This window comes from Microbacterium sp. HD4P20 (genome assembly GCF_019449275.2).
In the GTDB taxonomy this organism is placed as follows: Bacteria; Actinomycetota; Actinomycetes; order Actinomycetales; family Microbacteriaceae; genus Microbacterium.
Map to the genome: position 1 here is coordinate 23,535 of NZ_JAHZQZ020000008.1, position 12,607 is coordinate 36,141.

General features: G+C 71.0%; 8 protein-coding genes and 1 pseudogene. 4 read left to right on the plus strand and 5 right to left on the minus strand.

The window, feature by feature from the left end; genetic code table 11:
- Positions 1–6 precede the first annotated feature (6 nt).
- Complete coding sequence (locus tag K0817_RS01900; RefSeq protein WP_253735123.1) at positions 7–717, plus strand: hypothetical protein; 711 nt, start codon at positions 7–9, stop codon at positions 715–717.
- A 27-nt stretch (positions 718–744) separates the two neighbouring features.
- On the opposite strand, the gene K0817_RS01905 is transcribed toward K0817_RS01900, so the two are convergent.
- The 3 genes from K0817_RS01905 to K0817_RS01915 all read right to left on the minus strand — a co-directional run bounded on the left by K0817_RS01905 (position 745) and on the right by K0817_RS01915 (position 4,279).
- Positions 745–1,239 (minus strand): dehydrogenase, encoded by a 495-nt coding sequence (locus tag K0817_RS01905; protein ID WP_374209514.1) that lies wholly within the window; start codon positions 1,237–1,239, stop codon positions 745–747.
- A gap of 168 nt (positions 1,240–1,407) precedes the next feature.
- On the minus strand, positions 1,408–3,252 hold the full coding sequence (locus tag K0817_RS01910) for a sodium:proton antiporter (protein WP_219979679.1): 1,845 nt from the start codon (positions 3,250–3,252) through the stop codon (positions 1,408–1,410).
- Between the two features lie 4 nt (positions 3,253–3,256).
- On the minus strand, positions 3,257–4,279 hold the full coding sequence (locus K0817_RS01915; protein WP_219979680.1) for a malate dehydrogenase: 1,023 nt from the start codon (positions 4,277–4,279) through the stop codon (positions 3,257–3,259).
- Positions 4,280–4,886: 607 nt separating this feature from the next.
- Between K0817_RS01915 and K0817_RS01920 the strand changes: the two genes are divergently transcribed.
- From K0817_RS01920 to K0817_RS01930, 3 genes and pseudogenes are all read left to right on the plus strand, one after another.
- Complete coding sequence (locus K0817_RS01920; RefSeq protein ID WP_219979681.1) at positions 4,887–5,759, plus strand: neutral zinc metallopeptidase; 873 nt, start codon at positions 4,887–4,889, stop codon at positions 5,757–5,759.
- Positions 5,756–6,721, plus strand: a pseudogene (gene pip / locus K0817_RS01925) (prolyl aminopeptidase); the annotation flags it as partial. The gene K0817_RS01920 and the pseudogene pip, both read left to right, overlap by 4 nt.
- Before the next feature lie 423 nt (positions 6,722–7,144).
- A complete protein-coding gene (locus tag K0817_RS01930; RefSeq protein WP_219979683.1) occupies positions 7,145–8,683 on the plus strand; it encodes a DEAD/DEAH box helicase in 1,539 nt (512 codons plus the stop codon).
- Between the two features lie 376 nt (positions 8,684–9,059).
- On the opposite strand, the gene K0817_RS01935 is transcribed toward K0817_RS01930, so the two are convergent.
- The gene (locus K0817_RS01935; RefSeq protein ID WP_219979684.1) at positions 9,060–10,742 is read right to left on the minus strand and encodes a GMC family oxidoreductase N-terminal domain-containing protein; all 1,683 of its coding nucleotides are present in this window, start codon (positions 10,740–10,742) and stop codon (positions 9,060–9,062) included.
- The gene (locus K0817_RS01940; RefSeq protein ID WP_219979685.1) at positions 10,739–12,538 is read right to left on the minus strand and encodes an aldehyde dehydrogenase family protein; all 1,800 of its coding nucleotides are present in this window, start codon (positions 12,536–12,538) and stop codon (positions 10,739–10,741) included. Before K0817_RS01940 ends, K0817_RS01935 begins: the two co-directional genes overlap by 4 nt.
- Positions 12,539–12,607: the final 69 nt, after the last annotated feature.

Sequence of the window (12,607 nt, forward strand, 5' to 3'; positions counted from 1 at the left end):
GAGCTGATGGTCGAGTTCGCCGGAGAGGAGTTCCCGGTCGCACCCGGCACCGTGTTCTCCGTCGGGCGCGAGGGCGATCTCGCCATCGACGACAACCTCTTCCTGCACCGCAACTTCCTCACGATCCAGCACGTCGAGGGGTTGTGGCTGCTGTCGAACGTCGGCAGCCGCCTCTCGGCGACGGTGACCGACTCGGGTGGCCGCGTGCAGGCGTGGCTGGCACCGGGTGCACGGCTGCCGCTCGTGTTCGCCTCGACATCCGTCATCTTCAGCGCCGGTCCGACCACGTACGAGCTGACGATCCACGCCGCCGAACCGGCGTTCCGCGAGACGCCGCCCGAAGAAGACGACGACGGGGCCGACGGGCTGAGCACGATCGGCGACGTGCCGCTGACGCACAGTCAGCGCCTGATGATCCTCGCGCTCGCCGAACCGGTCCTCAAGCGCGAGGGCACCGGCATGAGCGACCTGCCGACGTCGGCGCAGGCCGCTGAGCGCCTGGGCTGGACGCTGACGCGGTTCAACCGCAAGCTCGACAACGTGTGCGACAAGCTCGACCGGATCGGCGTGCCCGGCTTGCGGGGCGGGGTGCGCTCCTATGCCACGAACCGCCGCGTGCGCCTGGTCGAGCACGCCATCGCGGCGCGGCTGGTGACTCGCAACGACCTCCCGCTCCTCGACGTGGAGCACGACGTGCCGGCAGACGACGAAGCCTGATCGGCCCGCATCATCCCTCTGCCGCGGTCAGCGGCCGGCGTCGTACAGGTGGCGGCCGCCGTGGCTGACGACCTTCACGACGACACCGCGGCGGTGAAGCTCGGCGACGGTGCGGGTCTCTTCGTCGATGTCGCGTCCGAGCGCGTGCACGTTCGCGACGACGAGCACGTCGCCGCCCACCAGCGTGCCGAACAGGCGGACGAGGCGCTCCTCCCACGACTCGAGCGTCTCGGGCGCCGGGTGGCGGAAGCCCTCGATCGGCACGCCGAACCGCGTCAGATCGTTGCGCTGCTCGACCACCGAGGGCATGTCGTCGCGCGAGATGACAAGGCCGACCAGCCGGGATCCGGCGGGCCGGGCGCGCCACCAGTTGCGGTCCTGCTGCATCTCGGTGAAGCACTTCGGGCATTCGGCGGCCGGGTGCGGCACGTGCAGCGGGGCCGTGTCGGCGGATGCCTCTTCTGCGACGGCCCGCGCGACGTCGATCGGTCCGTCGGGCGTCGTGCTCCCGGCATCCGTCATCGTCGCCTGTGCGCCTTCGATGAACTCGCCCTCGATGGCCTCGCCCTCGATGACTTCGCCCATGTCAGCCGCCCCTTCGCCCGCACTGTCGGTCTCCCCGCCGCTCCATTCTCTCCCGAGAACGCCCGCTCGTGTTTCGCGGCGCGGACGGCCGTCCGCCGCGGCGCATCATTCGTCGTCGAGGCGCAGCTCGAGACTGAGCTGGTCGGCGTCGAGCTCGGCGAGCGCATGTCGCAACGCTGGAGTGCTGTAACCACCGCCCGACGACAGTTCGTTCAGCCGTGTGCGCATCGCCTCGATCATCGCCAAGCGCAGCTCGAGCAGGTCGCGGGCCGACGCGGTGGCGTCGTCGTCGGGCGGATCGGTCAGCCTCGTGCCGACGCGTTCGAGCAGCTCGCCCGAGAACGGCGACCCGTCGCGGCGACGCAGGGACGGCGCCGACAGCGCCTCGACCGCAGCCCCGCGCAGTTCGTCGTCGAGCGCGGACTGCTCAGCACGGTCGAGATGGTCGTCGTCCGTGCGCTGCAGCCGGAGCGCCCGCACCAGCCACGGCAGGGTGAAGCCCTGCAGCATGAGGCTCCCGGCGGCCACCGCGAAGGCGATGAACACCAGCAGCGCGCGGTCGGGCGTGGCTTCGCGCGGCAGCGTCTGGGCGGCAGCGAGCGTCACGACGCCGCGCATTCCGGCCCACACGATGATGGTGCCGTGCTTCCAGCCCAGCGGCGAGGCCTGGTAGTAGTTGAGGTCGCCGAGGGCACGACCCACGCGGTCGCGCATCGACGCGAGTCGTCGCTGCGTACGTGGATCGCTCGGATCCTTTGTCACCCGCGCCCGGCGCTCGAGCCGGCGCTGCCGTCGCGCCAGACGGCGCCCGCGATGACCGGCGGGACGAGCGGATGCCACTGCCTCCGCACTCCGGAACGGTGGAGGCTCTTCCCCCGCCGCGATCGCGTCGATACGCGCGCTGATCGCCTCGAGCCGCTCGCGCTGCCTTCCGCGTGCCCGGCGGCTCTGCACCCACACCAGCACCGACACGTAGGCGGCGCGCACGGCGAGGACGAGGGCGAGGGCGCCCGCGGCGATGCCGATGCCGGTGCCGATGCCGTTGTGCTGCTCGATGTTCTCGGCCACGATCGCGTTGAGCTCGAGGCCCATCACCAGGAACACCGCGCCTTCGAGCACGAGTTCGACGGTGCGCCAGTTGTGCTCGTCCGACATGCGCTGCTCCGGGGTGAACCATCGGGCCGCGCCCTGCCCTGTCACGATCCCGGCCACGACCGCCGCGACCAGGCCCGAGCCGCCGAGTTCCTCCGTCGGCAGGTAGGCCACGAACGGCACCACGAAGCCGACCGCCGTGTTCGCCGCCGAGTGCCCGATGAGGGCGCGCAGCCGCAGGTTCAGGTATCCGACGACCGCCCCCACCACGACCGCGATGAGCACGCCCCAGACGAAGGCGGGAAGGAACCCGAGCCCGATCCTCTCGTCGGCGGCGAGCCCCGCCGTGCCGACAACGGCCGCGGCGATCATCGTGCGCAGCAGCACGAGGGCGGTCGCGTCGTTGAGCAGGCTCTCGCCCTCGAGCATCGTGACGACACGGCGCGAGACGCCCAGGCGCTTCACGATCGAGGTCGCCACGGCATCCGTCGGGCTGAGGATCGCGCCCAGCGCGACCGCTATCGCCGGGTGGATCCCGGGGATCACGGCGAGGAAGAACAGGGCCAGCGCGACCGAGCTGAGGATCACCAGCAGGAACGACAGGCCGGCGATCGGACCGAAGTCCCGGCGGAACTCGATCGCGGGAAGCGCGACGGCCGCCGAGTACAGCAGCGGCGGCAACACCCCCACCAGGATCCACTCCGGGTCGATCTCGGGCACCTGAACGAACGGCAGCAGACTCACTGCCGCGCCGATCAGCAGCAGCACGAGGGCCCCGGCGATCCCGAGCTTCGGGGCGATCGCCGTCGCGAGCGCGATCACGACGATCGCGACGATGATCACGACGAGCGCTTCCATCCGGTTACAGCACTCCGAGCTCGCGGACGGCGTCGCGCTCGGCGACGAGTTCGGCGACGGATGCCTCGAACCGGCCTCGCGCACGCGCATCGAGCTCCAGCCCCTCGATCACGCGGTAGCCCTCGCCATCACCGCGCGAGACCACCGGCAGGGAGCACACCAGACCTTCGGGCACGCCGTACTCGCCGCGCGAGACCACGGCGGCCGACGTCCATCCCCGGTGCGTGCCGAGCTGTTCGTCGCGCACATGCTCGATCGCGGCGTTCGCGGCGGATGCCACCGACGACGAGCCGCGCACCTCGATGATCTCGGCGCCGCGCTTCGCGACCCGGGGGATGAACGAGTCGTCGAGCCACGCTCTCGCCGCATCGGGCCCGCCCAGCCGTTCGGCGAGGGCGTCGAGCACCGATCGTCCATCGGCAAGGGTGGCGTGTGCCACGTCGGGGAACTGCGTCGCGGAGTGATTCCCCCAGATGATGACATCGGCGATGTCGCCCGGCCGCACCTCGAGCACGTCGGCGAGCTGGCCCACAGCGCGGTTGAGGTCCAGGCGGGTGAGCGCCGTGAAGCGATCGGCGGGGATGTCGGGAGCGGCGGATGCTGCGGCGATCAGCGCGTTCGTGTTCGCCGGGTTGCCCACCACGACAGCGCGCACGTCGTCGGCGGCGACGGCGCCGATCGCGGCTCCCTGCGGTCCGAAGATGCCGGCATTGGCGACCAGCAGGTCGCTGCGCTCCATGCTCGGACCGCGGGGACGTGCGCCCACCAGTAGGGCGATGTTCGTGCCGCTGAATGCCGTGAGCAGGTCGTCGGTGACCTCGACGTCGTGGAGCAGCGGAAAGGCGCAGTCCTGCAGCTCCAGCGCGGCGCCTTCGGCCGCACGGATGCCCTGCGGGATCTCGAGCAGTCTCAGCCGCACCGGCCGGTCTCTGCCCAGCATGTCTCCCGCAGCGATGCGGAACAGCAGCGCGTAGCCGATCTGCCCGCCGGCCCCCGTGATCGTCACCGTCGTGGGTTCGCTGCCCATGCCCCAGAGCCTATTCCCCCCGCATCCTCTCTCCTGTTCCTCGCCCTCCCTCTCCGTCCTCCCTCCTCCCTCCTCCGCCCTCCCTCCTGCGCCGACCATGTCGGTTCTGCGCCGACCATGTGGGTTCTGCGCCGACCATGTGGGTTCTGCGCCGAGCATGTGGGTTCTGCGCCGAGCATGTGGGTTCTGCGCCGAGCATGTGGGTTCTGCGCCGAGCATGTGGGTTCTGCGCCGAGCATGTGGGTTCTGCGCCGACCATGTGGGTTCTGCGCCGAGCATGTGGGTTCTGCGCCGAGCATGTGGGTTCTGCGCCGACCATGCCGGTTCTGCGCCGAGCATGTGGGTTCTGCGCCGACCATGCCGGTTCTGCGCCGACCATGTCGACATGCTCGTTCTGAAACCCACATGCTCGGCGAGAAAGGGGCATTGTCGGCGACGAGGGGGCACGGGGTGCCGGGAGGGGGAGCGACGGGAAGGGGATGCCGGGAGGGATGCGGGAGGGGGAGCGACGGGAAACAGCTCGGAAATTCCAGGCAACAGTGGGGGAAAGGCGGGCTGATCGCGTCGAAACGTGACCGGGCGCGGCGCCGGGGGTACCGTGAAGGCCATGACGTTCAACCAGAACGCCAGTGTCGGGGGGAGTTCGGCACGGCGTCGCGGCGCGGGGGCGGCGGTTGCCGGTGGTGGCATCGCCGGCCTCGGCGCGATCGCGGTGCTGCTGTTCCAGCTGTTCACCGGCACCGACATCTCGTCGATCGTGCCTGCGCTGCCGCAGGCCGGTGGTGGAGGCGAGACCGTGATCGCGAACTGCGAGACCGGCGCGGACGCCAACGCCCGTGACGACTGCCGCCTGGTCGCGGGCGCCGAAGTCCTCGACCGTTACTGGGGGACCGAGCTGCAAGGTAGCTATCGCCCGCCGCAGCTGATCATCGTCGACGGCTCGACCCAGACCCAGTGCGGGGTGGCCTCGAACCAGACCGGTCCTTTCTACTGCCCGCCCGAAGAAGCGGTGTACATCGATCCGACGTTCTTCGCGCTCATGCGCGAGCGCTTCGATGCGACCGCCGGCCCCCTCGCGCAGCTATATGTGCTCGCACACGAGTACGGGCACCACGTGCAGAACATCGGCGGCATCATGCAGCAGTACCCGAACAACGGCTCGGGACCAGAAAGCAACGGCGTGCGCATGGAGCTGCAGGCCGACTGCTTCGCCGGCGCATGGGTGGGCGCGATGACCGAGCAGGTCGACGACAACGGCGTGCGCTACCTCGAGCCCCCGACGCAGCAGGAGATCGCCGACGCCATCAACGCCGCGCAGACGGTCGGAGACGACCACATCCAGGAACAGTCTGGAACCTTCATCAATCCCGAGACCTGGACGCACGGGTCCAGCGAGCAGCGGCAGCGCTGGTTCGAGACCGGCTATCGCAGCGGCTGGTCGGCGTGCGACACCTTCGGCATACCGGGGAGAAGCCTATGAACGAGCAGCTCGACGACATCCTGTATCCGCCCATCGAGCCCTACGAGACCGGCGAACTCATCGTCGGCGAAGGCAACCGTGTGTACTGGGAGCAGAGCGGCAACCCCCACGGCAAGCCCGTGGTGTTCCTCCACGGTGGCCCGGGCGGCGGCACGGCCCCGTATCACCGGCGCTTCTTCGACCCCGAGCGGTACCGCATCGTGCTGTTCGACCAGCGCGGGTGCGGACGATCCACGCCCCACGCGAGCGAGCCCGAGGCGGATCTGCGCCACAACACGACGTGGCATCTCGTGGCCGACATCGAGCTGCTGCGCAAGAACCTCGGGATCGAGCGCTGGCAGGTCTTCGGTGGGTCGTGGGGCAGCGCCCTCGCGCTCGCATACGCGCAGGCCCACCCCGATGCGGTGACCGAGCTCGTGCTGCGCGGCATCTTCACGCTGCGGCGCCACGAACTCGAGTGGTTCTACGAGGGCGGGGCGTCGGCCATGCTCCCCGACTTGTGGGAGGACTTCATCGCCCCCATCCCCGTCCTCGAGCGGTCGCACCTCCTGCAGGCCTATCACCGGCGCCTGGCCGACCCCGATCCCGCGGTGCACGTGCCGGCGGCGGTGGCCTGGTCGCGATGGGAGGCATCGTGCCTGACGCTGCTCCCCGACCAGGAGCTCGTGGATGCCATGACCGAGCCCAGAGCTGCCGTCGCGTTCGCGCGCATCGAGAACCACTACTTCCTGCACGGCGGCTGGTTCGGCGAGGGGCAGCTCATCGCGGGCGTCGACGCGATCCGGCACATTCCCGCCGAGATCGTGCAGGGACGCTACGACACGTGCACCCCGCCCATGACCGCGTGGGATCTGCACCGGGCCTGGCCCGAGGCCGATTTCACGATGATTCCGGATGCCTCGCACGCGGCCTCCGAGCCGGGGATCGCACGTGCGCTCCGGGCCGCGACCGACCGCTTCGCGGCATCCGTCCCTCTCGCATCGATCGAGTCGGATGCTGAAGAGAAGTCGCCTTCAAACGGTGCCGGTGCAGACGCCGAGGCCACGCACGCTTCTGCCACCGAAGACTCGACTGCGAAAACACCAGTCGGTGACGAGACACGCCGCGCTCAGGCATCCGTCACCGGCGCGTCGTTGTGACGGACTGGTGTTTTCGCGCGATTCGGCGTGGGTGTCGGTGGGATGCGGACGAACGCCCAGGCAGCCACTGGTAGGGTAAGAGGACTTGCAGCGCTCTTTGCGCTTCTTGCGTCGTAGAACGCTTCCCCTCCCGCCGCCGCCTTCTCATCGAAGTGCGATGCCGGTGATGACTTTCGTACGGCGAGCCGTGGGCGAAATCCGCCCCGGACACCGACAGGGCATCAATGTGCCCGGAGAACACCCTTCATGACTGATGTCACTTTCGGCGCGCTCGGCGTGCCTCAGCCCCTCGTCGATGCGCTCGCTGCCGACGGCAAGACCACCGCGTTCCCGATTCAGATCGACACGCTCCCCGACACCCTCGCCGGCCGCGACGTCCTCGGACGCGGCAAGACCGGCTCGGGCAAGACCCTCGCCTTCTCGATCCCGATGGCCGCGCGCCTGGGCACCAAGCTGGCCGGCGGCAACCGCCGCAAGGGCCGCCCGCTCGGCCTCGTCCTCGCGCCGACCCGCGAACTCGCCACGCAGATCGACGCGGTGCTCGCACCGCTCGCCAAGGCTTACGGCATGACCACGACCACGATCTTCGGCGGCGTCAACCAGACCCGCCAGGTGCAGGCACTGAACGCCGGCGTCGATATCATCGTCGCCTGCCCCGGTCGCCTCGAAGACCTGATGAAGCAGGGCTACGTGCACCTGGACGCGGTCGAGATCACCGTCATCGACGAGGCCGACCACATGGCCGACCTCGGCTTCCTGCCTGGTGTCACCCGCATCCTGAACGCCACGCCCTCGGGCGGACAGCGCCTGCTGTTCAGCGCGACGCTCGACAACGGCGTGGACAAGCTCGTGAACCGCTTCCTGCAGAACGAGGTGCTCCACTCCGTCGACGAGGCCAACTCGCCCGTCGCCGCCATGACGCACCACGTCTTCACGATGGATGCCGAGACCAAGAAGGATGTCGTCAAGGCGCTCGCCTCGGGCAAGGGCCGCCGCATCCTGTTCATGCGCACCAAGCACCACGCCAAGAAGCTTGCCAAGCAGCTGACCTCGCAGGGCATTCCCGCGGTCGACCTGCACGGCAACCTCTCGCAGCCGCAGCGCGACCGCAACCTCGCGGCGTTCTCGGCCGGCACCGCTCGCGTGCTCGTGGCGACGGATGTCGCGGCGCGCGGTGTGCACGTCGACGATGTCGAGCTCGTCATCCACGTCGACCCGCCCACCGAGCACAAGGCGTACCTGCACCGCTCGGGCCGCACGGCCCGCGCGGGGGCGGAGGGTGCCGTCGTCACGCTCGTGACCCACGGTCAGGAGAAGGACGTCGCGCAGCTGCTGCGCAAGGCGGCGATCAAGGTGACACCCGTGGCCGTCACCGTCGACTCGCGCGAGGTCGCCGGCCTCGTCGGCGAGGTCGCCGCGTACGTCAAGCCCGAGCCGGTGCACACGCAGGTCCGCGGCGGAGGTTCGAGCCAGGGCGCCAACGCCCAGCGCAAGCGTGCTGCTCGTGGCGGTCAGGGCCAGGGTGCCGGACGCGGCGAGGGCCGTGGAGCGGGCCAGGGCCAGGGCCGCGGTCGCGGTCAGGGCGCCGATCGCACGCAGAGCACCGACCGCGTGCAGGGCGGGCACCAGCGCTCCGACCAGAGCGCGGGTCACACCCGTTCCGCGCAGCCGGCCACCGGCAACCCGCGCACCCCGGGGCGTCGCGCCGCCGGTGGTGGCACCGGCAAGCTGATGGTCGGGTCGGTCGTCCGCCCCAACGGTGGCAACCGCCGCACCGGTCGCTGACCCCAGGGTCTCCTTCTGCCGCTCGCCCGTCGCGACCGCAGCTTCTCGCTGCTGTTCGCGACGGGCGAGCGGCATTTTCCGGTGCTCCGCCCGGCGGAGCGTTGGGCGATGGGCGGCGGATTCGGGCTGATTCCGCCGCCCGGGGCGCAGATCCCCGCCGGGCGGAGCCGCGGGTTCGCGCCGGGCGGAGCCGCAGGTGCCCGCCCGCCCTCGAGGCTCGGGGTTCAGGGGGCGCGACACACGGCATCCGTTTCGCGATTCCGCGTGTTGTGACACCTGAGGTGGGGTGTCGGGGTCGACGGCGCCTTCGGGTCGGCCGGGCCTCCGGCTCTGGGCTCCGGCTCGGGCTCCACGGCTCGGGGCTCCGGCTCGGGGTTCAGGCTCGGCGGATGAGGTCGGCGGCGACCTCGCCGATCACGATCGCGGGTGCATTGGTGTGACCGCGGATCAGGGTGGGCATGACGGATGCGTCGGCCACACGCAGCCCCGTAACCCCGTGCACTCGCAGCGCAGCGTCGACCACGGCATCCGGCTCCGCGCCCATCCGGGCCGTCCCCACGGGGTGGTAGAGCGTATGCGAGTAGCGGCGCAGCGACAGCTCGGCTCGCTCCTCAGGGGTCATGCGCTCGCCGCCCTCGGGCTGGATCCAGCCGCCGGTCGTCACCGCCCCGAGCGCGTCGCTCGCGATCAGGCGCTCGCACTCCGCGAGGCCGGCCGTCATCGTGGCGGCGTCGATGCCGTCGGGATCCGAGAGGTACGCCGGATCGATCAGCGGCTTCGCGTAGGGGTCGGCCGACGCCAGACGGATCGTACCCCGGCTGCGGGGCCGCAGCAGGATTGCTCCCACCGTGAGGCCCTCGCCCGGCAGCGGCACAAGCCCTTCGCCGACGTACGGCGCGGGCGCGAAGATGATCTCGACGTCGGGCAGACCCGCGGGCATTCCCGCGCGATCGGCCACAGCGGTGCGCACGAACCCGTACGCTTCGGCGACGTTCGAGGTCAGCATCCCGCGCCGTCCGCCCAGATAGCGGGCGAGCTGCCCGCGGCTCTCGGCCGTGAACAAGGTGCCGCCGCGCGCGGCCGGCGCGAGTCCGGCGACGAGGTGATCCTGCAGGTTCGACCCGACGCCGGGCGCGTCGACGATGACCGGGATGCCGTGCTCGGCCAGGTGTCCCGCCGGTCCGATGCCGCTGAGCATGAGCAGCTGCGGTGTGTTGATGGCGCCGCCGCACAGGATCACCTCGCGCCGCGCGGTCGCATGCCGCGTCACGCCCGCGATGTCGACGTGGACCCCGGTCGCGCGCCGCGGGGCGCCCACCGAGGCGCGATCAGCCGTGAACGTCACCCGGCGCACGTGGGCGCCGGTGACGATGCGCAAGTTGCGGCGCCGCCGCGCGGGACGCAGGTACGCATCGGCCGTCGACGCGCGGGCGCCGCGCAACTGCGACACCATCGTCTGCGAGAAGCCCTGGGCCTCGGGCAGATTCGCCACGGTGACCGGATGCCCCAGCTCGGCCGCCGCCGCGAGGAAGGCCGCCGTCTGGGGCCGAGGATCCCGCTGATGCTGCACCGCCTGCGCGCCGTCGATACCATGGGTCGGCTCCGCCGAGCCGTCCGCCGCGGCCCCGCCCTTCGCGGGCTCGGTACGCTCCACCCGGCGGAAGTAGGGGACCAGTGACCGCCACGACCAGGCGGGGTCCACGGCATCCGCCCACTCGTCGTAGTCGGCGGCGAAGCCGCGTACCCACATCATGGCGTTCAGCGACGACGACCCGCCCAGCGTCTTGCCGCGCGGCCAGTAGACCGTGCGTCCCTCCAGCGCCGGCTGCGGGACGGTGTCGTAGTTCCAGTCGTAGGCGCTGCGGAAGAGCTTCTTGAACGCCGCCGGCACGTGCAACTCGAGGGCGGTGTCGGGCGGGCCCGCCTCGAGCAGCAGCACCGAGACCGCCGGATCCTCGCTCAGCCGCGCGGCCAGGGCTGCACCCGACGACCCGGCGCCGACGACGATGTAGTCCGCCTCCAGCGCGGCCGGCCCGCCCCGCCGGCGGAGCGGCCTCACGCGCGGAAGGCCTTCAGCAGCACGGGCGCGAACGCGGCGTAGTTCCCGTCGATGCGCAAGCGCGTGAACCCGGCACTCACCTCGGTGCCAGTGCGTGAGGTCACGAACCACGGCGGCTTGGGCAGCATCGAGAACGCGCGCCCGCCCGAGGCCCTGAGCGCGCGCGGCGCGAGCGAGCGCGGGAAGGGGCGGAACGGCCCGCGCGTGACCGACCGTTCGACGTGATCGAGAAGCAGGGCGTTGTGCACGATGCCGATCCCGCTCTGCACGTCCTGCGTCGTCGCACCGGGAAAGCCGCCCCACGCGAGCGCCGGGGTGAGGAAGCCGAACGCCGTCCACGAGTTGATCGAGATCGTGCCGTACCGCAACCGCTCCATGGCCCGCTCGAAGGCGTCGCCGAGCGCGCCCTGCGTCTCGGGGTCGATCAGCACGTTCGCCCCCAGCGTGCCCGCGAGCGCGTCGTTCGCGTGCTCGACCGCACGGTCGAGGAACTCCTGACCGCTGCCGGGCAGCGACACCACACCCAGCACCGGCGCGAAGTACTCGGTGCTCTCGATCGCGCCCGCGTCGTCGGGGCCGGTCTCGACGAGCAGGCGCGTTCCGTCGGCGCATCGTGCGGCATCCGGATAATCGGATGCCGCGACCGCCAGCTTCTCGTCGCCCCGGGGGTACCAGACCGAACGCCGGGGCGCGGCCTCGTACGCCCGTCGCACTTCGGCCAGGAACGCGTCGCGCTGCGGCCAGTCCGAGCTGAGGATCACGACCTGGCCCGCGATGCAGTTGTGGCCGGAGTTGTACAGCCGCATCGTGACGACGTGCTCGGCCTGGTAGCGCAGGTCGGCATCGCTCCATCGGCCCGGCACGACGATGATCGGCGAGACGCCGCCGAGCTCGGCCGTGATCGGTTTCTTCAAGACGGGGCGGTTCTCGCGCTTGCGCCGGGTCGCCTGGGCGCCGGTGCCCCACACGATCGCGTCGAACGTGGGAGCGGCGCCCGTGATGTGCACGTGGGCGATGCGGGGGTGATTCGCCAAGTGGGCACCGACCTCGCCGCCGCCGCGCACGATGCGCAGGTACCCCGGCTCGATGAGCGGCGCGAGGGCCCGCTCGAACACCGGCACGAGGGCGTCCTGCGTCGGGTTCACCTTGAGCAGCACGACACGGTTGTGCGCGAGCAGTTCGTAGAGCACGTCGAGCACGGGGATCGATGTGACGTTGCCGGCGCCGAGCACCAGTCCGATGCCGCCCGACTCGGTGGGGGTGAGCTGACCCAATCCGGCACCGCGACGGATCTCGTCGAGCGAGACACCCGGCCGGAACCACATCTCGCCGGTGTATCCCGACAGGATGACGCCGTCGACGGGGCTCGCCGGGAACACGTGGGCGCGGACGCGATCGCCGGGCGCGGCATCCGTCTTCACCCCGTCGAGGGGATTGCCGCCGCGCGCGAGCGTGCGCAGCGTCGCGCGGTAGGCGTCGAGGGCGACGATGGCGGCGTAGGGCCCTGACAGCCATTCCTCGCCACGAAGCGGGTGTCCCTGCTCGAGGTCCTTGCTCGTGGCGGCGACGTCGGCCCACTCCTCGGCCACGGCCGCCGTCGTCACGTGCAGTCGGTCGAACAGGCGTGCGCGTTGGTCGAGCGTGAGGTGCGGCCAGGATCGGGCGCCGGCCTCGAGCTGGACGAGCGCCTCGTCGAGCGCGGCTGTGGTCGCGTCGGGCAGCGTGGCGACGGGTTTCGGTGCGCGGGCGGGCTTCGCGCCGGACGTCGGGTCGGGCGTGGCGACGGCCTTGGGCACGGGCGCTCTCCTTCGGGCGGGAGCCTCAGTCTACGACGCGGAGCGGACGCGGTCCCAAGGATGCCGCGA

Excerpts from the sequence above, each read along its gene's own strand:
- K0817_RS01920 (WP_219979681.1), top strand. The coding sequence starts at position 4,887 with ATGACGTTCAACCAGAACGCCAGTGTCGGGGGGAGTTCGGCACGGCGT.
- K0817_RS01930 (WP_219979683.1), top strand. The coding sequence starts at position 7,145 with ATGACTGATGTCACTTTCGGCGCGCTCGGCGTGCCTCAGCCCCTCGTC.
- K0817_RS01900 (WP_253735123.1), top strand. The coding sequence starts at position 7 with ATGGTCGAGTTCGCCGGAGAGGAGTTCCCGGTCGCACCCGGCACCGTG.
- K0817_RS01910 (WP_219979679.1), bottom strand. The coding sequence starts at position 3,252 with ATGGAAGCGCTCGTCGTGATCATCGTCGCGATCGTCGTGATCGCGCTC.
- K0817_RS01905 (WP_374209514.1), bottom strand. The coding sequence starts at position 1,239 with ATGACGGATGCCGGGAGCACGACGCCCGACGGACCGATCGACGTCGCG.
- K0817_RS01915 (WP_219979680.1), bottom strand. The coding sequence starts at position 4,279 with ATGGGCAGCGAACCCACGACGGTGACGATCACGGGGGCCGGCGGGCAG.